Source organism: Heliomicrobium undosum (assembly GCF_009877425.1).
In the GTDB taxonomy this organism is placed as follows: Bacteria; Bacillota; Desulfitobacteriia; order Heliobacteriales; family Heliobacteriaceae; genus Heliomicrobium; species Heliomicrobium undosum.
In genome coordinates this window covers 173,027-200,011 of record NZ_WXEY01000005.1, presented here as the reverse complement: position 1 = coordinate 200,011, position 26,985 = coordinate 173,027, and the positions used below count along the sequence as shown (strand labels likewise).

Genomic DNA, 26,985 nt, shown 5'->3' with positions numbered 1-26,985 from the left:
AGGAGGGAATTACACTTGTTCAAACGGATGAAAAAATCCGTGGCCAGCCTGCTGGCTGGAGCGTTCGTCGCAGCGATGATTCTTCCGAATGCTGCTTTCGCCGCCTCCACCTTCACGGCCACTCAGCAAGCATCTTCCGCCCCCGGCAGCACCTTCTCCGCCCGCGTCATGGTGGAAGTCCCCCAAGGCGCCTCCACCAACGGCACGCCCTACACCCTGCGCCTGCGCCTGCCTGCCAATACCCAAGTCGGCTCCATCACCTATGAGGTGCCCGCCTCTTACGACAACGGTATCGGCAACCAGTTGACCAACACTGCCGGCGGCACCGGCGCAGTGTACACCTCGACCCAGCCGAACCTCACCACTCCCGAGTTCGTCGTCGGCGTTGCCGGCAGCGCCAACACGACCAACAAGGGCCTTGTCTACGTCAACTTCAACAACATCGTTGTTCCCTCCGGCCAAAGCGGCGATTTCAAAGTAGCCTTTGAATCCCAGCCTGGCAGCATCTTCTCCAACGGCGAAGTGGTCATCGCCACCGTCGGCAACGGCAGTGTCACCGCTTCGATTGATGACGTGCGGAGCTTCTCTTCCGCCGGCCTCAACGGCGCCGTTGACCCCATCCGCTTCAAGGAAGACCGCCCCGGCGCCCTGAAGAGCGGCACCGACGCGATCAAGCTGAAGCTGCCCCCCGGTTTCACCTGGGCCAACGTTCCTGCCACCAACACCGTGATCAACCAGATCTGGGCTGACGCCAACACCGTCGTCACCTATCAGGGCACCACCGACTCCGGCCGGACCCTGCAAGTGGGCGTGGCCTTCACCGGCGGCGCCACCCAGTCCAGCAGCGCCGTCTATTTCTCCCTCACCGGTCTCGGCATCGCTGTTGACGAGTCCACCGCCAAAGCCGGCGACGTGACCGTCGACGTCAGCGGCAAGGCCTCCACCACCCCTGGCAGCCTGGTCATCGGCCGTTACGGCACCTTCGGCGCCGCTATCAAGGCCTTCGGCGACACCCCGACCGTCCTGGCTGGCCGCAGCGGCGAAACCGCCGGCAAGTTCGTCATCGAAGAAGAACTGGTCGGCAGCCTCGTCGCCAACCGCACCATCACCCTGACCCTGCCCGAGAACGTCCGCTGGAACACCAGCAGCATTCCCGTCTCCGGCAACCCCACTGTCTCCGGCATCGCCGTCTCCTCCTCTGATTCCGATGCCAACAGCCTGGCCCTGACCAACGGCAACGGCTGGGAGATCATCGACTCCGAGCGCCGCATCGCCAAGGCCACCATCAACACGCCTTCCACCGGCAACAAGCGCGGCAAACTGGTCTTTGAAAAGACCGAACTGCAACTGGCCCCCGGTTTCTCCGGCGACGTTAAAGTCGAAGTCGGCGGCAGCGCCGGTCTCGACGGCACCTTCATCATCGCCAAGGCTGTCAAGCCTGTTGACGTGAAGGCCGAAACCGCTCCCGAAGTGAAAATCGGTCTGAACGACCAAGTCGCCTCTGAAGTGGTCGTCACCGAAAACTTCAAAGAAGCCCTCATGAGCAAGACCAGCAACGTTTCCGGTGTCGGCAACGTCACCTTCAACGAACTGCGTCTCTACCTGCCCGCCGGCGTTGACTTCACCTCCACGCCGAAGTTCGAAGTCGTCGAAGGCGACGTGGTTCTGATGGCCGACTCCGCCACCACCGCCACCGACGCCAGCGACCAAACCAAGTACGCTGTCGTCAAGGTCAAGTCCACCAGCTCCACCCCCTCCAAGATCAAAGTCAGCAACATCAAACTGCGCGTTGACCGCACCGTTCCCGAAGGCGACCTCGTCCTGAAGGTCAAAGGCAACGGCACCGCCGTCTGCGAAATGGTTGCCAACGCCACCATCCAGAAGCCCTTTGCTTCCTCCACCGTGACCTCCGCCGTCATCGCGAAGGTTGTCACCCCCGCTCCCCAAGACCTGAAAGTGGCTGCCGCTTTCAAAGTCAACGACACCAAGTACACCATCAACGGTGTTGAGAAGACCATGGACCAAGCTCCCTTCATCAAAGAAGGCCGCACCTTCGTGCCTGTCCGCTATGTAGCTGAAGCTCTGGGCATCGACGCCGCCAACATCATCTGGGATGGCGAGAAGGAAACCGCTACCCTGATCAAAGGCGACAAGGTCCTCCAAGTTGCCATCGGCAGCAAGACCCTCGTCGTCAACGGCGCCGGCATCACCATGGATGTCGCTCCCGAACTGTCCGAATCCGGCCGCGTCATGCTGCCTGTTCGCTGGATCGCTGAGCGTTTCGGCGCCACCCCCACCTGGGACGAAGCCACCCAAACTGTCGGCCTGAAGTAATTTCAGTTCCGGCTCAAGGAACCTGAAGGAGCTTTCCTTCAGGTTCCTTTCAGTTTTCTCCGGTAAAATTGGATCAACAAGGCAAGCCAGGTTGGCGCCGGCCAAAGGGAACTATCACCGTCATTTGCGTGTCTAATCAATTAAGAGCTTCGATTCACAAAGGAAAACAACGGAACAGGGGAAGGGAGACTTCTTCCATTCGCCTGTCTGCCGTATATATAGCCCAACAGGCATACATAACCAAACAGGAGTGGGGGGATCTTTGTGTTTCCGCAGATGAAAAAAACCGTTGTCTCTCTGATTTCGGTTATCTTCCTGGCAGCCATGCTGCTTCCCAACGTCGCCCTTGCCAGTTCCACCTATATGCCGACTCAACAGGCCGTCTCCGCCCCGGGCAGCACCTTCAGCGCCCGCGTGATGATCGAAGTGCCCTACGGCGCCGCCGTCGGCGGCCAGCAGTATGAGTTGAGGCTGCGGCTGCCGAGCAACACCCAGGTCGGCGCCATCACCTATGATATCCCGCCATCTTATGATAACGGCATAGGCAACCAACTGGCCAACACAGCCGGCGGCTTTACCAACGGCAACGCCACCAGCCAGCCGAGTCCCGGCACACCGGAGTTTGTCATCAACGTGCAGGGCACAGGCAACACCGGCAAAGGGCTGCTTTACGTCAACTTCACGAACATCACCGTCCCTTCCGGCCAGAACGGTAACTTTAAAGCCGTCTTTGAAGCCCGTCCCGGCAGTATTTTCTCCAACGGCGAAGTGATCATCGCCTCCGTCGGCAGCGGCAGCCTGACCGCCTCCATCGATGACGTCCGCAGTTTCTCCTCGTCCGGCCTGGCTGCGATTGATCCGATCCGTATCAAAGAGGACCGTCCCGGCGCGCTCAAATCGGGCACAGATACGATTAAATTGAAATTGCCTGCCGGATTTACCTGGTCGAACGTTCCCGCCGCAGGCACGCCGATCAGTCAGATCTGGTCTGACGCCAATACGGTGATTACCTATCAGGGAACGACCGATTCGGGCCGCACCCTGCAGATCGGCGTCGCTTTTAACAACGGCGCCACCCAGTCCAACAGCGCCGTCTATTTCTCGCTCAACGGTATCGGCGTCTCAGTCGATGAATCAACGGCCAGAACAGGCGACGTGACCGTCGACATCGGCGGCCGCTCCTCCTGCACGCCGGGCAGCCTGGTGATCGGAAGCTACGGCGAATACGGCGCCCACATCAAAACGTACGGCGACACCCCTACATTGCTCGCCGGCCGGAAGGACGCCATCGCCGGCAAGTTCGTCATCGAAGAGGACCTCGTCGGCAGCCTCGTGGCGAACCGCACCATCACGCTGACCCTGCCGGACAATGTCCGCTGGCACACCACCAATATTCCGAACCCGGGCAATCCCACCGTTTCCGGCATCTCCCTCTCCTCGGCTGATTCAGACGCCAACAACCTCGCCTTGACCAACGGCAACGGCTGGGAAATCATCGACTCGGAACGCCGTATCGCCAAGGCGACGGTCAACCAGCCTTCTACCGGCAACAAGCGCGGCAAGCTGGTCTTCGAAAAGGCCGAACTGGAAATCGCGCCCGGATTCAGCGGCGACATCAAGGTGGAAGTCAGCGGCAGCGCCGGTCTGTCGGGCGCCTTCACCATCGGCAAGGCGGTGCTGCCTGTTTCGATGTCGGCAAACAGCGCGCCTGAGGTGAAGATCGGCCTTGACAACCAGGCTGCGGCGGATGTGACCGTCACGGAGAACTACAAAGAAGCGCTCATGAGCAAGAACGATTCCGTTCAGATCAGCAACGTCAATACGAGCGTCACCTTCAACGAACTGCGGCTCTATCTCCCTGCCGGCGTAGACTTCACCACAACGCCGAAATTCGAAGTCGTCGAAGGCGACCTGGTCCTGATGGGCGATTCGGCCACGACTGCGACCGATGCGACGGAGCGCGCCAACTACGCCGTCGTCAAGATCAAGTCCACGAGTTCCACACCCTCCAGGATCAAGATCAGCAACATCAAGCTGCGTGTCGACCGGACTGTCCCCGAGGGGGATATCGTCCTTAAGATCAAGGGCAATGGCACAGCCACGTCGGAAATGGTGGTCAACGCCGACATCCAGAAGCCCTTTGCCTCCTCCACCGTCACCTCCGCCGTCATCGCCCGGGTGAACACCCCGGCGCCGGGGGAACAGAAGACCAGCGCCTCCTTTAAGGTGAACAGCGCCAGGTACTCTGTCAACGGCGTCGAAAAGACGATGGACCAAGCGCCCTACATCAAGGAAGGCCGTGTCTTTGTGCCTGTCCGCTATGTGGCCGAATCCCTGGGCATCGACCATATGAACGTCATCTGGGACGGCGAAAAACAGACAGCGACGCTGATCAAAGGCGACAAGGTGCTCCAGATCGCCATCGGCAGCCGCACCCAGTTGATCAACGGTGTGAGCATCACCATGGATGTGGCGCCGGAATTGACGGACGCGGGCCGCGTCATGCTTCCCGTCCGCTGGATCGCCGAGCGTTTCGGCGCTACCCCGACCTGGGATGACGCCAGTCAAACCGTTGGATTGAAGTAACGATATCTTGGATTTCGTAAGGGACCTGGAGGGAAGCCTCCGGGTCCTTTTTGTATACAGCGGAGACCATCATGCAGTATTTAAGAATGTGAGCGCAAGTGCATATAATTGCCATGAAAAAAAGATCAAAAATCTTTTTACAAACGGGAACATTTCCTGGAATTGCTGTGTCTAATTTTTCGAGAGCATTTTTGATTCGAGAGAAAAAAGATTGAAAGGGGGTATGCGGCCACTCGCGACATCTGCTCGAATCCACGGAAACATAACCAAATATTATTAGGAGGGAAAATTCTTGTTCAAACGGATGAAAAAGTCCGTGGCCACCCTGCTGGCTGGAGCCTTTGTCGCAGCGATGATTCTCCCTAACGCTGCCTTCGCCGCCTCCACCTTCACGGCCACCAACCAAGCGGTTTCCGCGCCCGGCAGCACCTTCTCCGCCCGCGTCATGGTAGAAGTTCCCGCCGGCGCCTCCACCAACGGCGCTTCCTACGACCTGCGCCTGCGCCTGCCCGCCAACACCCAGGTCGGCAGCATCACCTATGAAGTTCCCGCCACTTATGACACCACTATCAACAACCAGCTGGCCAACAGTGCTGGCGCCACCGGCGGTATCTACGCCACCACCCAGCCGAACCTCGCCACCCCTGAATACGTTGTCGGCGTCAAAGGCACTGCCAACACCACCAACAAAGGTCTCGTCTACATCAACTTCAACAACATCGTTGTTCCCTCCGGTCAGAGCGGCGACATGAAGGCCGTTTTCGAATCTCAACCGGGCAGCATCTTCTCCAACGGTGAAGTTGTCATCGCCTCCGTCGGCACCGGCAGCGTCAAAGCCTCTATCGACGATGTGCGCAGCTTCTCCTCCGCCGGTCTCGCCGCTGGCGCCCTCGACCCCATCCGCTTCAAGGAAGACCGCCCCGGCTCCCTGAAGAGCGGCACCGACTCCATCAAACTGAAACTGCCCCCCGGCTTCACCTGGACCGGCAACATCGTTGCCAACACCGGTGTTCCCCAGATCTGGGCTGACGGCAACACGACCGTCACCATCCAAGGTCTGACCGACTCCAACCGCACCCTGCAAGTCGGCGTGGCCTTCACCGCCCCCGCCACCCAGTCCAACAGCGCCGTCTACTTTGCCCTGACCGGTCTCGGCATCGCTGTTGACGAGTCCACCGCCAAAGCCGGCGACGTGACCGTCGACATCAGCGGCAAGACCTCCAGCACCCCCACCAGCCTGGTGATCGGCCGCTATGGTCAATTCGGCGCCAGCATCAAGGCCTTCGGCGACGCTCCCACCCTCATCGCCGGCCGTAAAGACGCCGTCGCTGGCAAGTTCGTCATCGAAGAAGACCTGGTCGGCAGCCTCGTCACCAACCGCACCGTCACCCTGACCCTGCCTGAAAACGTCCGTTGGCACACCACCGCCATCCCTGGCGCTGGCAACCCGACTGTCGCCGGCATCTCCATCTCCTCGGCTGACTCCGACGCCAACAACCTGGCTCTGGGCAACTGGGAGATCATCGACTCCGAGCGCCGCATCGCCAAGGCCACCATCAACGCGCCTTCCACCGGCAACAAGCGCGGCAAACTGGTCTTTGAAAAGACCGAACTGGAACTGGCCCCTGGCTTCTCCGGCGACGTTAAAATCGAAGTCGGCGGCAGCGCCGGCATCAGCGGCAACTTCGTCTTCGGCAAAGCTGTTCTGCCTGTCTCCTTGAAGGCTGACGCTGCTCCCGAAGTCAAGATCGGTCTGAACGACCAAGTCGCTTCCGACGTGATCGTCACCGAAAACTTCAAAGAAGCCCTCATGAGCAAGACCGACAACGTTCTCGGCGTCGGCAACACCACCTTCAACGAACTGCGCCTCTATGTTCCCGCCGGTGTTGACTACACCTCCACGCCGAAGTTCGAAGTCGTCGAAGGCGACGCCGTTCTGATGGCTGACTCCGCCACCACCGCCACCGACGCCAGCGACCAAACCAAGTACGCTGTCGTCAAGGTCAAGTCCACCAGCTCCACCCCCTCCAAGATCAAAGTCAGCAACATCAAACTGCGCGTTGACCGCACCGTTCCCGAAGGCGACCTGGTCATGAAGGTCAAAGGCAACGCTACCGCTACTTGCGAAATGGTTGCCAACGCCACCATCCAGAAGCCCTTCGCTTCCTCCACCGTGACCACCGCTGTCGTTGCCAAGGTTGTCACCCCCGCTCCCCAAGACCTGAAAGTGGCTGCCGCTTTCAAAGTCAACGACACCAAGTACACCATCAACGGTGTTGAAAAGACCATGGACCAAGCTCCCTACATCAAAGAAGGCCGCACCTTCGTGCCTGTCCGCTATGTAGCTGAAGCTCTGGGCATCGACGCCGCCAACATCGTCTGGGATGGCGACAAGCAAACCGCTACCCTGATCAAAGGTGACAAGGTTCTGCAAGTTGCCATCGGCAGCAAGACCCTCGTCATCAACGGCGCTGGCATCACCATGGATATCGCTCCCGAACTGTCCGAATCCGGCCGCGTCATGCTGCCTGTTCGCTGGATCGCTGAGCGTTTCGGCGCCACCCCCACCTGGGACGAAGCCACCCAAACTGTCGGCCTGAAGTAATTTCGGGTCTGGCCCGAGGAACCTGAAGGAGAATTCCTTCAGGTTCCTTTTTAATTATCAGCGGTTTGTCAAAGAGCGCTTGTGGCAAAAAGCAGGAAAAAAAGAACCGCTGTGGTATAATCAATACGAAATAGAAATAAACGAACTTGAGGAGGAAGGATCTTGATGAAGCGGGTTCACACTTACGTCTCTGCGGCGCTGCTCGGTTCGCTCTTGCTGGGTTTGACGGGCACACCGGCCATGGCTGAAAATGTGTATAACATCGGCAGTTCGGCCACTTCCTGTGAGAGCGCCGATCCCCCCTTCAAAGCGCAGTTCCCGGAGAAGGCGAATGATCTCTCCCTGCGTGTCGAGATTGACAAGGTAGCCCCCGAACGGCTTACGCCTGTTGACACCTACTATGTGACGCGAGTGGTCGATCTGCTCGTCACGAACCGGAATAAGCAAAAGGTGGAGACCCTGTCGGCCAAACCGCTCCGCCTGGTCTTTCCCTTTGATGAGGTGGACTTTAAGCGAGCCAGCCGCATGAACACGGAATTGCCTATCGGCTATTTCCGCATCGGTCGTTGGGATGAACAGAAAAACCAGTGGCGGGAGCTGCCGTCGCGGATCTTTTGGAATGGCGCCGCCGGCGCTGTCGAGGCCGACACCACCTTTGGCGGTGGTCGTTACGCCTTGCTCTGGACCTATGACAAAGAGGCGGGCCTGAGCGACATGGCCAGCGATAAGATCCGCATGATGGTCGATTATGAGGTCCTCCTTTCTCCTAACGAGCCTTTTCTCAAGGATGGTCGATTGATGGTTCCCTTGCGCTCCGTTGCGCAGGCGCTGGGTTGCATCCCCTATTGGGACGCTGCGGAATCCAGGATCGACCTGGCGCGAAACATGGAGAAAGTGTCCCTCTGGATGGGAAAATCCAAGATGGTGAAAAACGGCAAGACCATCGTGGAAGAGAAGCCCGACGGTTTAAGCCCCGAATCAGTTGACGGCACGACCTTTGTTCCCTTGCGGCTCGTTGCCGACGCTTTTGGCGTGAAGGTGTCATGGGATGATGTGACCCGGACGGTATACATACTGAAGAACTAGCGCAGGCGTTCGCCGAATAATGGAGGGTATGACAATGACCAGCAGGACCTTGCGTCACAGCAGTCGCCGCATTCAATGGATCGTCGCCGCCTTTCTCCCGCTCATACTGATGGGAATGCTCGGCTTGCATCCCTCCATGTCAGTCGCCGCCGTGCCGACTCAGGCGGAGGTCTATTGCGGGCAAGGCTTGAACTTCGTCGATCAGATGCGGATCAGGGAAGCAGAGGAGTCCTTTCAGAAGGCCTTGGAACTGGAGCCGCAGTTGGCCGACGCCTACTATGGCGTTGGACGCGTTTATTTCGAACAGGGAAAATACGATCAGGCGGAAAAAGCCTTTGCTTCGGCGATTGCATTCAAGCAAGACGGGCGCTACTACAACGCCCTAGGCGACTTGCTTCATTATCTCGGACGAGTCGACGAGGCATTGACGGCCTACCGGCGCTCCCTCGAGTGGCAAGGACCCCAATCGGCCTACGCCGGGATCGCCCGCTGCTACTTTTCGAAGGGCGATCCGGAATCAGCGCTGGTCTGGCTGAAGCGCGGATTGAAGGAAGCCCTTTACGAGGAGACCGTCTACGTGGAACTGGCGAAGCACTATGCCGCCAATGGAGGCTATGACCGGGCCGAGGCGGTGTTGCGCGACGCCCTGCGTTTCGGCCTCAGCACACCGGCGGTTCACAAGGGGCTGGGTATCGCCCTCGAGGGTCAGAAAAAGTACGATCAAGCCTCCTATGAGTATAATCAGGCATTGGCGATGAACCGTTTTGATGTGGAGTCCATGCTCCTGCTGGGCGATTTCTACCGGAAACAAGGGAAGGCGGAGATGGCCCAGAACTGGTACCTGGAGGCGTTGAAGGGAGATCAGGGCAAGCCCGGCGTGCCCAATCCTGACCGGACACGGCGTTGGATCGCCGACCGCTGGCAAACCTTCGTCAAGCTCGGCAAGACATTGATGATGCTGGGTAAACACCAGCCTGCCCTGGAAGCCTTTCAACGGGCGATCGCCTTATTGCCCGAACGCCCGGCTGCCCATCTGGGGGTTGGAGAAGCCCTCCTCGCCCTAGGGCAAGCCGATGGGGCTGAAAAAGCCTTCGCAGAGGCGCTCCGTCTCGCTCCCCAGGATATCGACGGCCTGCTCGGATATGGCAGGTTCGCCCTTTCGACGAAGAACTGGGCGAAGGCGGAAAACATGCTGAAATCGGCGACAAGGGCGAACCCCGCGTCAGCGGAAGCATGGGTGTTGTTGGGAGACGCCTATTACGGCATGCTCCACGACTGGAAAGCCGACGCCTGCTATGACGCTGCGCTCCGCCTCAATCCGAATGAACGCCGGGCTGTGCGCGGGAAGGGATGGGTCGCCCTGAATGAGGGACGCTTCATGGAGGCGGAACAGTTGTTTCAACGGCTGCGCCAAGTCGACTCCCGCGCCGGAAACAACAACGCCGACGGATGGATCGGCATCGGCGAGGCTCAGCTTCGCCAAAACCGGCTCCTGGAAGCCCGGGAAGCTTTTCGCAACGCCCAGGTGCAGGACCAACGGGATGCCCGCGCGCCTTTGGGGCTCGGGCGGGTGTTGCTGAAAGAGGGGAACAAGGCGGAAGCGGAACGTCACTTTACCAACGCTCGCCTGATTGACCGGAATGTGCAGAACCCCGATGAACGCCTGGCATTGCCGACTGGGCGGATCGCCGCGAAACCGGCAAGCGGACCGGCGCCATTGAAGCTTCGCCTCGATGGTGGCGCTTCCACCAGCCCCACCGGCGCTTTGCGTTCCTGGTCCTGGCGGATCGAGTCCGGCGGCGCTGAGCCCTTCACCGAAAACATCATCGGCTCCGGCAAGAGCGTTGAGCACGTATTCAATGGGCCCGGCGAGCACTGGATCTCCCTGGTCGTTGAAACTGAGCAGGGGGCGCAGCACCGAACGCTGCAAAAGATCACCGTCTACAATCCCATCCAGGTGATCGTCGACGGAAACCCCGTCGACAGCCCCGACGGGCTGGAAAACGCCCGGTTGGAAAACGGTCAGATTCTGGCGCCGGCGCGCCGGATGGCTGAACTCCTCGGGGCAACCCTGGAATGGGACGAAAACGCCCAGGCGGCGACACTTCTCCGAGGAGAACGCCACATTACGGTGACAGCCGGTTCCGCCACAGCCTACACCAACAATGGTCCTGTCCTCCTGAATACTCCCGTCTACCGCGACGAGCCATCGGGAAGAATGATGGTCCCGGCAGCCCTGTTCAAGGAAGGATTCAACATCCGTATGGAGTATAACCCGGATACGCGAACCCTTGCCATCTACACGGCGTAGGGGAATATACAGGGGGATATACATTCCTGAGCGTCGCCGGCGGTTGTTCCGCCGGTCTTTTTTTGTAGATAGAAGTCTCCTGGTCAAAGCTCATTCGCCTCATTTCCCCGAAATTGGGTTTGCATTGTCGGAAACACTCCAGTAAAATAAACCTTGGTCTGATGATGGAAACATCACAATCGAGTGTTCTCGTCACAGATCGATTGTTCTGATCACAGGTGGAGGGGAAGCAGTAATGGATATGATTCAAGGCAAGCGGCGTTGGCTCATGATGGCGGGAATCATGGTTATTCTTCCGGCTCTTTTATACGGCTGCGGGAAACCGGCAGCCACATCGGGGAAGGAACTGGGCGTCGTCTCCATCCCGGTGCAAGAGGACAAACTGGCCATCGTCAACAGCTATGAGATTTCTCCCTTTGAGGTTTCTGTCGGTTCATCTAACCGGGAAACGAAGGAAACCCCCTTCGAGATCCGGAACGTGTCACCCGATGCGGTGAAGAACCTGGTCATCTCTGTTCGCAGCCAAGACGGGTCAGCCGTCCTGAAATCGAAAGACGGCTCAGTGGCCGTCGGTTCGGACAGCGTGTCGGCCAACATCGGGTTGCTGGCGCCCAAGAGCGGCCGGGTCTTGTATGTTGAGAAAGTGCTGAAAGACCAGTTTGAGCTCTATGTGACGTACGGTGACAATCAGCAGATGCGGATTTTCCCGAAAAACTAAAGGAGAGACGCCGTCGCAGAGTGTGCGAGGGCGTCTTCTTATTTACAGGATGATTCTTTCGTTTCTTCCAGTAAAAAAAAGTCCTGACCGGAAGGAAAGCAACAGGGATTCGGAGAAAAGAGTCAATTAGCGTCTATTATTTTGATTTCCTGGAGAACAATCGTAAAACAGAAAAAGAAAAGAGGGTCGTAATGGCAAAGGGTAATCAGCTTGACCAAAGCCGGACGATTTATACGGTTTCAGCAGCAATCGCATTTGGACTTGTCGCCTTGGCGCCCTTTTTTCGGGGCTTGTTTTTTGAGTCGGAGATGGGAATTCACCACTACATAGCGGCTTTTTCCGCCCTTTTCTTTGTCGGCTTATGGGCGCTTGATGGGGGACTGGGCAGGTTGGCCTCGCGCCAACCACGGTATTCTGTCTATTTTGTATGTCTTGTTCTGCTGGCGCTCTTATACGGGATTGGCTTTTTTACGGGCGTAAATACGCGGGAGGCCCTTTTTGCTTGGTTGCGACATCTTGACTACTTGATCGTCTTTCTCCTATTTTATATCCTGGCCGGTTCATGGCTGCTTTCCCAAGCGAAGGCAAAGGATGGCGAGCCGGAAAACCGGTTTTACCAGTATGCCTTTACAGCCTTTTCTTTGGCCGGCGCCGCCGTTTCCCTGATCGGGATTTTGAACGCCCAAGGGTTATTGCACCTTAACGGCGCCTTGGTCAGCGGACGCCTCTGCTCGACCTTGCAATACCCGAACACGATGGCGGCATACCTGACGGTAACCTTTTTGCTCGCGGCACATGGCGCTTCTCATTCCCGCAACCCCATCTTCGCCGGCGGCTTGGCGGGCTTGGGCTTCATCATGATGTTGGGGATTTTGGGCAGCCAGAGCCGCGGGGTTTTGGCATTGACACCCTTCTTGCTGCTGTTGTTTCTGGCGGGACAACAGCATAAGCGAAAAACGCTGGCCTTGCTGGGCCTTGAGATCGCTGTCGCCTTGGCCTTGTTGAACCTTACCGTGTTTCCTCTGGCCCAACCCGGTGAGACGAACACAACGGGCTTCATCGTCACGCTAGCCGCCGCTGCTGCAGTCGCTGGGGGCTGGGGCTTCTGGAGTCGGCGCTCCAACCAACCGGCGAAGACGACGGCTGCCGATCATGCAGGTGTCAGCACCGGTCGCGGTTTAGGCGGGAAAAAACGAATATTGACGGCTGCCGGTATTCTCATTCTGCTGATCGCCGTCGCAGCAGGCTATATGGTTTTGCAAAAAGGCGCTCAGCCGGCGGCAACGGCGGGGGCGTTTGGAGCCGTCTCCGCCCCATCCGACGGGGCAGGGACTTCTCTGGAGCGTTTGCAGACTATCAGCCTAGAGAACATCGATTTCAAAGAGCGGCTGCTTTTTGCATCGGACGCGGCAAAGATGGGCCTGGAGCGCCCGCTGACGGGATGGGGCGGCGGCGGTTGGAAATTCGCCTACCGCGCCTTCCAGTCGTCTCTCTATCACACGACAGAAGTGCACAATCATTTCATGCAGGTTTTCGTGGAAACGGGCGCGCTGGGACTCCTCGCCTTTGGGATTCCATTCCTGGCGGTCGTTTTCGGGATGATCGATTCATTGCGCAGGCGCAAACTTGATGGGGCGCGGGCTGAAGCCTGGACGATCGGAACGGCGGTTCTTACTTTGGGGATCCACTCCTGCCTGGATTTCAACCTGTCCTTGAGCGCCGTCAGTTTGCTGATGTGGGCGTTGTTCGGCCTGTTTGCCCATAAGGAATTTGAACTGGCTTTTGGCGTCAGTCGATTGTGGATAGGATCCGGTTCCCCGTCTGAGGAAAAAGACTTGAGCCAAGAAAAAGGCGCCCTTGGCAAGCGATTAGAGAGAGAGAGGGCTGGGCGGAAGCGAGGACCGGTGCTTGTGCCGTCCGTGCTTATTGCGGCAGTCTTGGCGATAGCTTCTCTGCCGCTCGCCGGCTTGACCTTTATGCTTCGCAACGGATTGTCTGAAGTGGACGCTTATGAAGCGGCTTATCGCCAGGGAAACGGGAAGGCTGCCGTTGAGCGGATCACGGCGGCCATCGAATGGGACCGCTGGAATTCAACCTATCTGTTGGAACGGGCGAACCTGCTGGCGGCCAACGTTTCCTTGAACAGCGACCCCCAAGCGCGAGCCTATGTGGCGTCCCAGGCCATCGAGTCGGCGCGGAAAGCTGTTGAGAACAACCCATACGACGGGAAAACGCGTTTTCAACAGGCGCGGCTGTTCCTGCAGTTCGGTCAGCCGGAAAAAGCGACTGAAGAAGCTGAAAAGGCTTTGACCTTGCAACCCTGGCTGGTATATGCCTATGAAGAGGCCTCCGGCATTTACCTGAGCGCGGTCCTTCAGGAGATGGGCCGGGCAACCAACAACAACGTGAACGATGGGAATCAACCGGACAAAGCGGTAGAGCCGAAGCTGCAGCGCATCCTTGTCATCTGTGCGGAGCCGCCGCACAAAAAAAGCGCGCTGCCGCCTGAACTGGCGAAAATGTGGCGCCATCCGCCGGACATGGTCGTCACGCCCCGGTTGGCCTTAAACTCAGGTGAAGCCTACTTCCTGCAAGGCAAGTGGGCAGAGGCCAAGGAGAATTTCATCCGCGCCAGCCGGGAAGGCGACGACCGCCTCAAGGCTGAGGCTACGCTGTGGCTGGGCTTGACATTGGACAAGCTGGGCGACGCCTCTGGCAAGGGCTTAGTGGAGAGCGCCCGTAAGGCGGGTCCTGATGTGGAGGCTGCCTATTCGACACTTCTTCGTCTCGGTCTGACGAAATCATAATGTAGTACAAACAAGTTCCGGGAAGTCAGGGGATAGGCAAAATGTGGACGTTTCTTCAACCAAGGAAAAAGGGGATCAGCCTGTTTGTCAGTGACCTGATCGCCACCATGCTGTTGCTGTATGTCGTGGCGAGTTGTCTTTTTCCTGAATCCCTGCAGAGAGAAAACTATGAGGCGATTATAGGGACCTTTCCGTGGTTATGCCTGTCTGTTGTCGCATCGGCCTTGTTGATGGACCTCTACCATACGGAGGGGTCCTTTTCGCGCTATAATATTTTTTTATCAGCCGCGATTGCCTCTGTGCTCACGGTGATCATTTCCGGCGGCGCGAGTTATTTCTTGCGGTATTTTGCCTTTCCACGCAGCATCTTGTTGATGTTTGGCGTTGTGCTGACCCTGTATTTTTATTGTTCTCGATTTATTTTTTTTCGGTTGTTGTACAAGAAGCGAGAGAATCCGCATGTCATTACACAAGAACTATGGAATGAGCATGTGGAACGCTGTCGCGCCATTGTCAATGAGATCGCAGTTGCTCAGGAAAATCCAATCGCGGCGGATTGCCTGAGATGCCCAGCCGGTGGGATAAACGCCGATGGCGCCGAATCGGCCGTTGTGCAGGATTTCCAGGACATGAATCTTCGCAAGCAGGCGATCGTAGAGGCGTTGAAGAGATACAAAACCTTGCGCGTCGAAGCGACTCCCGCCGATATCTTGTTGCATGGAGGGACGCTGATTTCACGGGATGGCCGGGTGTATATCGAAGTATCCCCTGGCATCGTGGAAAGCCGGTTCAGCGATATCGCGAAGCGGATCTTTGACCTAAGCCTGGCGCTGGTCGCTTTGATCCCGGGCTTGGCGCTCATGGCATTGATTGCGACCGCGATCTGGCTGGACTCAGGGTCGCCCATCTTGTATTCGCAGGATAGAATCTCCTTGCGAGGAAAAACATTCCGGATCTATAAATTTCGGACCATGATCCCTGACGCGGAAAAAGAAACGGGTCCGACGCTGGCGACGGAGAAAGACCCGCGCCTTACGCGGGTGGGCGCTTATTTGCGACGCTGGCGAATGGATGAACTCCCGCAACTTTTTAATGTGATTAAGGGAGAAATGAGCCTGGTTGGTCCGAGACCGGAACGTCCCAATTTTGTGCGGGAGTTTTCTGAGGAAATTCCCGAGTATGAGTTGCGTCATCTGATACCGCCTGGGATAACCGGGATGGCGCAGATCTATGGCCGGTACTCATCTAAAGCGGAAGAAAAATTGATTTACGACCTTTTTTATTCCAGGCGCCGCGGACCGGTAAGCGATCTGATCCTGCTGATCAAGACGATCAAGGTGGTCATGCAGAGGGATAAGGCGATGTAAAGTATCGAGCTGTGACAAAGGGATTTCTCGAACGATGTCGAATTAAAAAACGAGTAAAAAAAATACTCAATATACTTCGGCTGAGATGGTGAGGCAGTGCTCGACTCTTTGATCACGTCTAAAACCAGATTACAGCTTCTGATGCGCTTTTTTCTCAATCCTGACCATTCCTCGTATCTCCGTAAGCTTGCTGCGGAATTAGGCGAATCGACGAATGGGGTTCGGGTTGAACTGAATCGCCTTGAAGAAGCTCGGTTGCTAGTCTCGCGAATGGACGGACGTCACAAGCTGTATGCCGCCAATCGCAACCACCCCTTATTTCCGGAAATTAACTCAATTGTGAAAAAGACACTGGGTTTAAACCGGATTATCGATGAGATAGTGGCCAATCTGGGGCAATTGAACATGGCGATGCTTGTGGGGGATTGCGCGCGGGGGATAGACTCCGGCGTCATTGAACTGATCATCGTCGGTCATGTGGACCTGGCATATCTCGAAAAGCTGGTGATTAAGGCGGAGACGGTTCTTCAGCGAAGAATTCGTACAGTCGTTCTGAATCAGGAAGAGTATGCAAACCTGGCGCCGCAGTTGATCGCTGAAGGCGGCCTGATATTGTGGGGAGATGGTTTGCAGCCCAATTCTTGATGGGGCTTTCACTAACCCAGTGCTCTTTCGAAATATAGTAAAGCCGAATGACTTTAACTGGTTAGGAGGAAGACGAGTGTCTAGTTCCGTAGAGGATATAAAAACGGCTATCCAGAACAGGACGGCTTCCATAGGCATCATCGGTTTGGGTTATGTAGGATTACCGCTGGCTGTCGTAATCGCTGGAAAAGGCTTTAAGGTAATGGGCTTTGATGTGCAGGATTCCCGGGTCAGACAGGTCAACGAGGGAATGAACTATATCGGCGATGTGGTAGGCGCCCGTTTGGAGGAATTGGTCCAATCGGGGTATTTGCGCGCTACGACCGATTTTGACTTGATATCGGATATGGATGTCATCGTCATCTGCGTTCCGACCCCCCTGGATGTGCATCAACAGCCCGATTTGCGCTATGTCATCGCTTCCGGCAAGGCGATCGCCTCCCGGATGAAACCTGGCGCGCTAGTCATCCTTGAAAGCACCACTTATCCTGGAACCACGGAAGAGATCATTCAGCCCATTCTGGAAGGCAAATGGGATGAACCGATAGATTCATTGAACGCCACGGAAAGAATAAACCAAGTCTCCCGGGTTTGCGGGGAAGACTTTTTTCTTGCCTTTTCCCCTGAGCGTGTCGACCCCGGCAATGAACGCTATAAAACCGGGAATACACCGAAGATCATCGGCGGAGTTACTGAGAACTGCTCGGCGGCGGCGTCCCTCTTCTATAAGTCTGTCCTGGACGCGCCCGTATTTACGGTCAGTTCGCCCCGCGTCGCCGAAATGGAAAAGCTGCTGGAAAATATCTTCCGGCTCGTCAACATCGGCTTGGTGAATGAGATGGCTGTTTTGTGCAAACAGATGCGGATCGACATCTGGGAAGTCATCGAGGCGGCTAAGACCAAACCGTACGGTTTTATGGCCTTCTACCCCGGGCCCGGTCTGGGAGGGCACTGTATTCCCATAGATCCCTTCTATCTCACTTACAAAGCGAAAGAGTTCGGGTTGCAGACCCGGTTGATTGAAACGGCCGGTGATATAAACCGTCAAATGCCTCATTATGTCGTTCAACAAAGCATGCGTATCCTGAACGAGCAGGCGAAGGCGGTAAAAGGGGCGCGCATCCTGCTTCTCGGTATGGCCTATAAGGCGGATATCGATGATTGGAGGGAATCGCCGGCCCTGGAGATCTTTGACGAGTTCATCCGCCTGGGCGCCGATGTTTTTTATCATGATCCATGGGTTGATATGGTAAAAACAGGAACGGGCCGGTATGGGTCCATCGACATCGCCAAGGAAGAGTTGGAGAAGATCGACCTGTGCATTATCACGACCGATCACAGCAATGTCGATTACGAAAAGATCTGCGAAGGCGTCGCTGCTGTCTTCGACACGCGGAATATTGTGACCCGCAAGGGCTTGCTGCTACCTGAAGGAAAGTATCATAAATTGTAATCTGACAGAAGGGAACGATTTTGAAACGATGAGAGTGCCACTGTTGGACTTGAAAGCGCATAACGCGCCCTTGAAAGCCGAATTGATGGCTGCTGTGGAAGAAGTGGTCGATTCCTGCGGTTTTATTATGGGACCAAAAGTGGAGGCCTTTGAAAAGGAGGCTGCCGCTTATCTGGGCGTCAAACATGCGATCGGTGTATCTTCCGGCACGGACGCGCTTCTGGTGGCATTGATGGCCTGCGGTATCGGCCCGGGCGACGCCGTGATCACCACAGACTTTTCCTTTTTCGCCACCGCCGGCGCTGTGTCCCGCTTGGGAGCGCGTCCGTTCTTTACCGATATCAACCCGGTCACCTATAACATGGATGTGGAATCGGCCAGAGCGGCCATTGAAATGGCGAAAAGCGCCGGATATCGGCCGAAGGCGATCATCCCTGTTCACCTTTATGGACAAAGCGCCGATATGAAGGCCATCATGGCCTTGGCAGCCGAAACGTCTTTGGCGGTGATCGAAGACGCCGCACAGGCGATCGGCGTTCGCTATCCTGTAGACGGTCATCCCCAGGGCTTGTGTGTCGGCGCCATCGGAGATATGGGGTGCTTCAGCTTTTTTCCGAGCAAAAACCTGGGGTGTTTCGGTGACGGCGGCCTCGTGACTACGCAAAGCGACGCATTGGCAGAGAAGATCCGAATTTTGCGCGCCCATGGCTCCCGTCCCAAGTACTATCACGCCATCATCGGTGGAAACTTCCGGTTAGACGCCTTGCAGGCAGCAGTGCTGTCGGTGAAACTGCCCTTGCTAGACCAATGGCACGCCAACCGCCGGCGCAATGCCGCCCGTTACCGCGAAATGTTACAACAGACAAAGGCCGTGTCAGACGGCTGGATTCAGTTGCCTGTTGACGTCTATGACGGTCTTGTTCCCCATTCGCACATATACAACCAATTTGTCATTCGCGTTGACCGGCGGGACGAGTTGAAGGAGTACTTGAAAGACAACGGTGTGGGAACGGAGATCTACTATCCGGTTCCCTTCCACCGGCAGATCTGTTTCGCCGATCTGGCTTATCCGGCGGAAGCCTTCCCGGAATCCGACAAGGCTGCGGCGGAAACATTGGCCCTTCCCATCTACCCTGAGCTGACGCAGGAGATGCAGGACCATGTGGTGGGGGCCATTGATTCTTTCTATTCAAAATAGCATTTACGTTTGATGGGGATGGATATGAGTACAATAGCGGTTATTGGCGCGGGCTACTGGGGCAAGAATCTTGTCCGCAATTTCTACCAAATGGGAGCTTTGAAGACGGTGTGCGACGCATCGCTGCAAACGCGCCAGTCCATGCAGGAACAATACCCTGGGATCCAAACGACAGACAATCCTGAAGATGTTTGGTCTGATCCGGAGATTGCCGGCGTCGTCATCGCCACGCCGGCAGGCGCGCACTATGGGCTGGCCAAGGAGGCCCTCGTTAGCGGCAAGGATGTTTTCGTGGAAAAGCCCTTATGCCTGTCCTTGAAGCAAGGACGCGAGCTTTGCGATCTGGCGAAACAACGGGGCCGGGTGCTGATGGTCGGGCATCTGCTGCATTATCATCCGGCCGTCGCCGCGATCAAAGGATTGTTGGCTGAAGGCAAGCTGGGCAAGGTCCACTACATCTACTCCCACCGCCTGAATCTCGGTAAATTTCGAAGCGAAGAAAACGTGCTCTGGAGCTTTGCCCCTCATGATATCTCTGTCGTGACGGCGCTGCTCGGCGGGATTCCCGAGACGGTGTCTTGCACCGGTCAGGCCACACTGCTAGACAACATTCATGATACGACACAGACGATTTTTCGTTACGCCTCCGGCAAGGTGGCGCACATCTTCACCAGTTGGCTCCATCCCTTTAAGGAACAACGCCTGGTGATTGCCGGCGATCGAGGGATGCTGCTGTTCGATGATCAGAAGAAGGAGAACAAACTGCTCTACTATCCGGAGCCGGTCAGATGGAACGGATTGCTTCCACAACCGAACCCCCAGGATGGACAGCCTGTGGCCTATGAGACGGGAGAGCCGCTGAAGCGGGAATGCCAGCATTTCCTGGATTGCGTCGCCAGCCGCGCGAATCCGGTAACCGACGGTGATGAAGGCCTCCGGGTGCTGCAAATGCTTCATGCCTGCCAGGCATCGCTTGAACGCAATGGGGAGTGGCAGCCGGTCGGGGAGATCGCTGAGGACGATAAGGGTTACTTTGCTCACGCGACGGCGGTCGTTGATCAGGGATGCCGGATCGGCGCGGGGACGAAAATCTGGCATTTCTCTCACGTGATGACCGGCGCCACGGTGGGGGAAAAGTGCAATATCGGCCAAAACGTGGTCATCTCTCCCGATGTGGTTCTCGGCAACAACGTCAAGATTCAGAACAATGTATCTGTATACACGGGTGTCATTTGTGAGGATGATGTCTTCCTCGGTCCTTCCATGGTCTTCACGAATGTGAAAAACCCGCGCAGTCACGTTTCCCGGCGGGATCAGTACTTGACGACACGGTTGCGCCGGGGATGTTCCATCGGCGCCAACGCGACGGTAGTATGCGGGGTGGAGATCGGCGAGTATGCCTTCGTCGGCGCCGGCGCCGTGGTAACGAAGCATGTGCCTCCCCACGCCCTCGTCGTCGGCAATCCGGCTCGGCAGATCGGATGGGTTTGCCGGTGCGGGGAGCGGGTGGATGCAGGGCGGGCCTGCGCCACCTGTGGCGAGACGCCGGTCATCGATGTTCAGGGTTAACGAGCGGTGGCGCATGTGCTCGAAGTGAGGTAGGGACTCCGTGAAGATAGTGACGATTGTGGGAGCGCGCCCGCAGTTTATCAAGGCAGCCGCCGTATCCAGGGCCATTGAGCGAAGAAATGAGATCAAGCCGGAAACCCGGCTCCGGGAAGTGCTTGTCCACACGGGCCAGCACTATGATCAGAACATGAGCGATGTCTTCTTTAAAGAGTTGAGCATACCCAAGCCCGATTACCACCTGGGCATCGGGTCGGGACCGCAGGGAAAACAGACAGGCCGGATGCTGGAAACGGTGGAAGAAGTGCTCCAGCAGGAGAAACCCGACTGGGTGCTCGTCTACGGCGATACCAATTCCACCCTGGCCGGCGCCCTCGCCGCAGCCAAGCTGCACATCCCGGTGGCTCATGTGGAGGCCGGACTTCGCAGCTTTAACCGGCGGATGCCTGAGGAAGTCAACCGGGTCTTAACGGATCATGTCTCATCGCTGTTGTTCTGTCCGACAGCGGTGTCCGTTAAGAACCTGTTGGCCGAAGGGATTCGGGAAGGGGTTATCGACATCGGGGATGTCATGTACGACTGCCTGCTGTACTACCGGCAGCGAATCGATCCATCGTTGGCCACTCTCCGCTCCTTGGAGATACTGCCGGAACAGTATGTATTGGCAACGGTTCACCGGGCGGAGAACGCTGATTCCGCCGAGCGCCTGAGCGCGATCTTTTCCGCTTTTGGTGAGATCGGTCAAAGGCTGCCCGTGCTCCTGGCTGTTCACCCGCGCACCAGGCAGTATATACAAAAGTATGGCATCGTCGTCCCCTTGAATGTCCGCCTGATCGAACCGCTGTCATACATGCAGATGATTGAGATGGAAGCGAACGCCCGGGTGATCGTCACCGACAGCGGCGGGGTGCAAAAAGAGGCCTACTTCATGGGCGTTCCCTGTCTGACGGTCCGCGATGAGACAGAATGGGTGGAAACGGTCGAGTCAGGCGCGAACGTGCTGTGCGGCGCCCAACAGGAACGGATCTGCGCCGAGTTTCAAGCCTGTATGGACCGGGAAAAGCAGCAGATACCGGTGGTAGGGTTCGGTGATGGACAAGCGGCCCAGCGCATTGTGGAGGCGCTCGAAGAAAACAGGGTAGGAGGAAATGGAATTGGATTTGAAGGATAAAAAGGTACTGGTTATCGGTGGCGCCGGTTTGATCGGATCCCATGTGGTGGAGGAAATTCTCAAAGAGCCAGTTCGCGAAGTTGTCGTCTATGACAATTTTTCCCGAGGCACCGCCGACAACCTCAGCGAAGCACTGAAAGACAGCCGTTGCCGCATCTTTGAACTGGGCGGCGACGTTTGCCAGCCCGACCTGCTGGACAAGGCGACAGAGGGCTGTGACGCCGTTGTTCATCTGGCGGCGCTCTGGCTGCTCCATTGCCACGAGTTCCCCCAATCCGCTTTTGAAGTCAATATCCGCGGCACCTTCAATGTGCTGCAATCATGTGTGAAAAACAAGGTCAAACGCCTGGTCTACTCCAGTTCGGCCAGTGTCTACGGCGATGCGGTGGAAGAACCGATGACCGAAGATCATCCCTATAACAACTGGACCTTTTATGGGGCTTCGAAAATCGCCGGCGAACACATGCTGAAAGCGTACACCAAGCGGTACGGACTCGAGGCTGTGGGGCTGCGCTACATGAACGTCTATGGACCGCGGCAGGATTACAAGGGCGCCTATATCGCCGTCATGATGAAGATCCTCGATTGCATCGACCGGGGGATTCAGCCGCAGGTATACGGCGACGGCTCTCAAGCTTATGACTTCGTTCACGTCCGTGATTGCGCCCGGGCCAATGTCTGCGCCTTGAAGGGGGATGTGCCCTTCGGTTTTTACAATGTCGGTCGCGGCGTCAAAACATCGATCAAAGAACTGGCCGAACTGCTGCTTGAACTGAGCGGTTCTGATTTGGGCATCAAATATGAACCTGCGGGACAGACCTTTGTCACCAACCGGCTTGGTTGCATCAAAGCCGCCGAGCGGGACCTGGGTTACCGCTGGTCTATCGATCTCCGTGAAGGAATGCAGAGCCTGATCGATTGGCGAAATAACCACAAAGAGGCGGTTGAGGCCCGGCGCAAGCGCGGGTAAAGCCCCCCTCGGCTGAGTAAAGAAGGTAGATTGTATGTGTGGAATTGCAGGCATTGTCAGTCTGACGGGGAAACCCTTTGCGCCTGCCCGGGTAAAGGCGATGTGTGATGTGATGGCTCACCGGGGACCGGATGACGCCGGCTATACCTTCTTTCGGCTGGGGGAACGGCAAAACGGTGAGGGCGGGTATTGGTGCAGCTTCACCGATCCCGCTTTTAAACACATCAATGAAAATCGCCCTGTCTTTGGCGGCAACTACGCCCAGGAGGAACTGGCGCGACATCCCATCACCGTAGGGTTGGGGCACCGTCGCTTATCGATCATCGATCTGACTCACTACGGACATCAACCCATGTCCAATTCGGACCGCCGTTATTGGGTGATCTTCAACGGGGAGATTTATAATTTTCCCGAACTTAAATCGGAACTGGAATGCAAAGGGCATGTTTTTCGCACCCGCACCGATACGGAAGTGTTGTTGCATCTCTGGGAAGAGCAAAAGATTGAAGCTTTGAGCAGGCTCAACGGGATGTTTGCCTTCGCCCTGTATGATCGGCTCGAAAACGAGCTGATTTTGGCGAGAGATCGTTTCGGCGTAAAGCCGCTCTATTATGCAGTGACAGATGATTACATCGTCTTTGCCAGTGAAATCAAAGCGATTCTGCGCAGCGGATTGGTGGAGCCCTCCATCGATCCGTCTGCGTTGGTCGAATACATGACCTTTCAAAACATTTTTAGCGACAAAACGCTGTTTCGAAACATCCATCTCCTCGAACCAGGCAAAGTCATTTATGTTAAGCCTGGCTGCAAAATCGCCCGCATTTCATCCTTTCATACCGGCTATGCCGACGTTCCCCGGATCAGCGATCCTGAAGAAGCCCGTGAGCGGGTGGGTGAAGGGTTTTCCCGCGCCGTGCAACGGCAGTTGATCAGTGATGTGCCCGTCGGCGCCTATCTTTCAGGCGGCATGGATTCGGGATCAATCGTGGCGTTGGCCGGTCGCGCTATTCCTCGGTTGACTACCTTCACCTGCGGTTTTGATTTGACCAACGTCAATGGGATGGAGCAGGGTTTCGACGAACGTCCCTCGGCGGAAAAATTGTCCTATCTTCTGCAAACAGAACATTACGATGTGGTGCTCCACGCAGGCGATATGCCTGCTGCGATGGAGTCGTTAACATGGCACCTGGAAGACCCTCGTGTCGGCATGTGTTACCAAAACTGGTATGTGGCCAAGCTGGCCAGCCGTTTTGTCAAGGTATGCCTGGCGGGAACGGGGGGCGATGAACTGTTTGGCGGCTATCCCTGGCGTTACCGGATTATTTTAGATGCGGAAAATCAGGATGACTTCATGAAGCAGTATTTCCGCTACTGGCACCGCCTGTTATCGCCCGAAGAAAGCCCGCAATTGTTTTCCGCCGATCTGCAACGCCATTTGGCGGAGCTTCCCGAGATCTTCCGTGGGGTATTTGAGGAGATGCCTTCTGCGCCACAATGGGGTGATCCATATCAGGATAGGATTCAACAGGCGCTCCGTTTCGAATATCGGACATTTCTGCAGGGATTGCTGATCGTTGAAGACCGGATCAGTATGGCCCACGGGATGGAAACGCGAGTGCCCTTTTTAGATAATGACCTGGCCGATTTGGCCTGGGGGATGTCCCCTTCCTTAAAAGTCAATTTGGCTGGTTTGAATCAAGCCGATCGCAGCAAACAATTTGCCTCCGTTGACGGCAAAATTGTGCTCCGCAACGCCATGGAGAGATTCTTGCCGGAAGAGTTCACCAAACAGAAGAAGCAAGGCTTCTCTGCCCCCGATGAGAACTGGTATCGGGGACCGTCGATGGAGTATATCCGGGAGATCCTCCTCGATTCACGGACCCTATCGAGACCTTGGTTTGAACAGGAGTTTGTGCGCCGTTGCTTGGATGATCATATGAAAGGGCAAAGAAATCACAGATTGTTGATTTGGTCCCTCTTGTCAACGGAATGGTTACAGCGGCATTACATCGACGCAGCGCAACCCACAGTGGAAGGTTAAGGAGATTTATATGGCTAGAGGCAGTCATCGCGGATTTATATGGTACGGACAGGAAGCTATTTCACTTTTGTTTCGCCATAGGGAATTAATCTGGCAAATGGCAAAAAGGGAGATCAATGACCGGTATGCCGGTTCCATTTTTGGGGCGGCCTGGGCCGTTTTTCACCCGTTGATGTTGCTGTCTGTTTATTTAGTCATCTTTAGTTACGTATTTCAGATAAAATTTGGAGGCACAAGGGAAATTCCTTTAGACTATACCGCCTATATCATTGTCGGTTTTCTTCCATGGATGGCCATTCAGGAAATATTGATTAAAAGCTGCGTAGCCGTCAACTCCAGTGCAAACTTAGTGAAGCAAGTCGTCTTTCCCGTTGAGGTGCTTCCCGTTAAAGGGGTATTTGCTACGCTGATCTCCCAATTGATCGGCATGATCTTTCTCATCGTGTATATCCTTATCAAGACTCAGACATTACCTTGGACAATACTTTTTTTACCACTGTTACTCTCTCTACAAATTCTCATGATGACAGGATTGGGCTTTATATTATCTGCAATTGGCTGCTATTTTAAAGACATAAAAGATGTTATGCAGGTATTGACTGTTATTGGTGTCTATTTAATCCCAGTCTTTTATTTACCTGACTGGGTTCCTGATTTATTAAAGCCTTTACTATATATAAACCCCTTCAGTTATACCATCTGGGCATACCAGGACGCGCTTTTTTACGGCGGCTTTGAACATCCCTGGGCGTGGTTCATCTTCGCCTGTATTTCGATCGGGATGTTTTACTTCGGTTACAGGTTATTTAGAAAGGTCAAGAATTACTTTGGAGATGTGCTATGATTACTGAACTGGCGATTAAAGTAAACGACTTAAGCAAGGCGTTTAAGCTATACAAAAAGCCGTCGGATATGTTTACGGAAGTTTTCTTGCGAAAACCGAAACATCAAGAATTTTGGGCATTGAGAAATGTATCATTTGACGTAAAAAAAGGTGAAGTAGTAGGTGTCATTGGGAGAAATGGAGCGGGTAAAAGCACCTTACTTAAGATATTGGCGGGGACATTAGAAAAGACATCGGGAGACGTCCTCGTTAATGGAAGAGTGACCGCCATTTTAGAATTAGGCACCGGTTTTCATCCGGAATACTCCGGAAGAGAAAACATTATCATGGGCGGCATGTGCCTTGGTATGACGAAAAAAGAAATAGAATACAGACTGGATGAGATCATCGAATTCTCCGAGCTGGGTGATTTCATCGATCAACCCTTTAAGACGTATTCGAGCGGTATGCAGGCGAGACTCACCTTTAGCACGGCCATCAGCGTAAAACCTGAGATCATGATCATTGACGAAGCGTTGGCCGCCGGCGATGCGCTCTTTGCAGAAAAATGCTTTAGCAGAATTCGGGATATGATGAACTCGGGCGCCACATTTTTCTTCGTCTCCCATAGCCTGGGCACTGTGTACGACCTATGCTCCCGTTGCTTGCTTTTACACCATGGAGAGACACTGTATTTCGGTGAAACGCGAATTGCCGGCTATAAGTATGAGCAACTGTTGGCCGCTGAAAGGGATGCCTTAGCCAAGCGGGAGGTGCAAGGTCCCCGGCTTGAGGTAAGGAGTATTGATAGTCAGACCGTTGCTCCGGTTGTCGTAGAAGAAGAAAATAGATTAGATGCAGAGATCATAGAATTCGGTATGGTTGACGCTGCCAGGCGTCCTGTTTCTACGCTGATTATGAATGAGTCTTATTCGGTCTTAATGAAGATTAAATTTAATAAAGACATTCGTAATATGAGCGCAGGGTTTAGAGTCAGCAGGGAAACGGGAATAGAGATATTTGGTTTAGATTCTATCATGAAAAACGCGTTGGTATCGGGCAAGCGGGGAGAAATAAAAACAATCACCTTTTCTTTCACTTGCAAGATCGCCTTAGGAAATTATCTTTTAGGAGGCGGTATTGCGCAAGTCTTTAATGATAACAGCTTTACCGTCCTTCAAATCATTCGCGATGTACAAACTCTCTCTGTATCAGGGGAACAAAAGTTTGCAGGCGTTTTCGATGCTGGAGCGACGATCCGTATTGAATAAAGCAGCAAGTGGAGAGCACTTGCTTGGAGGGTG

Annotated in this window: 17 protein-coding genes and 1 pseudogene; all 18 read left to right on the top strand. The window is 55.5% G+C overall.

Annotated features, from left to right (window positions below; translation table 11 throughout):
* The first annotated feature begins 15 nt into the window (after nt 1–15).
* The 18 genes and pseudogenes from GTO91_RS07370 to GTO91_RS07290 all read left to right on the top strand — a co-directional run bounded on the left by GTO91_RS07370 (nt 16) and on the right by GTO91_RS07290 (nt 26,952).
* Nucleotides 16–2,334 (top strand): copper amine oxidase N-terminal domain-containing protein, encoded by a 2,319-nt coding sequence (locus GTO91_RS07370; protein WP_161257131.1) that lies wholly within the window; start codon nt 16–18, stop codon nt 2,332–2,334.
* A gap of 264 nt (nt 2,335–2,598) precedes the next feature.
* A complete protein-coding gene (locus GTO91_RS18615) occupies nt 2,599–4,920 on the top strand; it encodes a copper amine oxidase N-terminal domain-containing protein (RefSeq protein ID WP_161257128.1) in 2,322 nt (773 codons plus the stop codon).
* Nucleotides 4,921–5,212: 292 nt separating this feature from the next.
* Complete coding sequence (locus tag GTO91_RS07360; protein WP_161257125.1) at nt 5,213–7,525, top strand: copper amine oxidase N-terminal domain-containing protein; 2,313 nt, start codon at nt 5,213–5,215, stop codon at nt 7,523–7,525.
* 165 nt (nt 7,526–7,690) lie between these two features.
* Nucleotides 7,691–8,611, top strand: coding sequence for a stalk domain-containing protein (locus GTO91_RS07355; protein WP_235919301.1), 921 nt, complete (start codon nt 7,691–7,693; stop codon nt 8,609–8,611).
* Nucleotides 8,612–8,645: 34 nt separating this feature from the next.
* Nucleotides 8,646–10,922 carry a tetratricopeptide repeat protein gene (locus GTO91_RS07350; RefSeq protein WP_161257119.1) on the top strand — a complete coding sequence of 759 codons (2,277 nt, stop codon included), beginning with the start codon at nt 8,646–8,648 and terminating at the stop codon, nt 10,920–10,922.
* A 235-nt stretch (nt 10,923–11,157) separates the two neighbouring features.
* Entirely contained in the window at nt 11,158–11,640 is a 483-nt protein-coding gene (locus GTO91_RS07345) for a hypothetical protein (RefSeq protein ID WP_161257116.1), read from the top strand.
* 191 nt (nt 11,641–11,831) lie between these two features.
* Nucleotides 11,832–14,447: an O-antigen ligase family protein gene (locus GTO91_RS07340; RefSeq protein ID WP_161257113.1), complete on the top strand. Its 2,616-nt coding sequence runs from the start codon at nt 11,832–11,834 to the stop codon at nt 14,445–14,447.
* Between the two features lie 41 nt (nt 14,448–14,488).
* Nucleotides 14,489–15,814 (top strand): sugar transferase, encoded by a 1,326-nt coding sequence (locus GTO91_RS07335; protein WP_161257110.1) that lies wholly within the window; start codon nt 14,489–14,491, stop codon nt 15,812–15,814.
* 96 nt (nt 15,815–15,910) lie between these two features.
* Nucleotides 15,911–16,459, top strand: a complete 549-nt coding sequence (locus GTO91_RS07330) for a winged helix-turn-helix domain-containing protein (RefSeq protein WP_161257107.1) — start codon at nt 15,911–15,913, stop codon at nt 16,457–16,459.
* 76 nt (nt 16,460–16,535) lie between these two features.
* Entirely contained in the window at nt 16,536–17,912 is a 1,377-nt protein-coding gene (locus tag GTO91_RS07325; RefSeq protein ID WP_328793747.1) for a nucleotide sugar dehydrogenase, read from the top strand.
* A 34-nt stretch (nt 17,913–17,946) separates the two neighbouring features.
* Nucleotides 17,947–19,110 (top strand): DegT/DnrJ/EryC1/StrS family aminotransferase, encoded by a 1,164-nt coding sequence (locus tag GTO91_RS07320; protein WP_328793752.1) that lies wholly within the window; start codon nt 17,947–17,949, stop codon nt 19,108–19,110.
* 12 nt (nt 19,111–19,122) lie between these two features.
* Nucleotides 19,123–20,079 (top strand): annotated as a pseudogene (locus tag GTO91_RS18065) (Gfo/Idh/MocA family protein); the annotation flags it as partial.
* A gap of 39 nt (nt 20,080–20,118) precedes the next feature.
* Entirely contained in the window at nt 20,119–20,679 is a 561-nt protein-coding gene (locus GTO91_RS18060) for an acyltransferase (RefSeq protein WP_328793751.1), read from the top strand.
* 40 nt (nt 20,680–20,719) lie between these two features.
* The gene (wecB, locus tag GTO91_RS07310; RefSeq protein WP_161257089.1) at nt 20,720–21,847 is read left to right on the top strand and encodes a non-hydrolyzing UDP-N-acetylglucosamine 2-epimerase; all 1,128 of its coding nucleotides are present in this window, start codon (nt 20,720–20,722) and stop codon (nt 21,845–21,847) included.
* A complete protein-coding gene (locus GTO91_RS07305) occupies nt 21,831–22,817 on the top strand; it encodes an SDR family NAD(P)-dependent oxidoreductase (RefSeq protein WP_161257086.1) in 987 nt (328 codons plus the stop codon). The genes wecB and GTO91_RS07305 overlap by 17 nt, the downstream gene beginning before the upstream one ends.
* Nucleotides 22,818–22,851: 34 nt before the next feature.
* Complete coding sequence (gene asnB / locus GTO91_RS07300) at nt 22,852–24,858, top strand: asparagine synthase (glutamine-hydrolyzing) (protein ID WP_161257083.1); 2,007 nt, start codon at nt 22,852–22,854, stop codon at nt 24,856–24,858.
* 10 nt (nt 24,859–24,868) lie between these two features.
* Nucleotides 24,869–25,702, top strand: coding sequence for an ABC transporter permease (locus GTO91_RS07295; protein WP_161257080.1), 834 nt, complete (start codon nt 24,869–24,871; stop codon nt 25,700–25,702).
* The gene (locus tag GTO91_RS07290; RefSeq protein WP_161257078.1) at nt 25,699–26,952 is read left to right on the top strand and encodes an ABC transporter ATP-binding protein; all 1,254 of its coding nucleotides are present in this window, start codon (nt 25,699–25,701) and stop codon (nt 26,950–26,952) included. Before GTO91_RS07295 ends, GTO91_RS07290 begins: the two co-directional genes overlap by 4 nt.
* Nucleotides 26,953–26,985 lie beyond the last annotated feature (33 nt).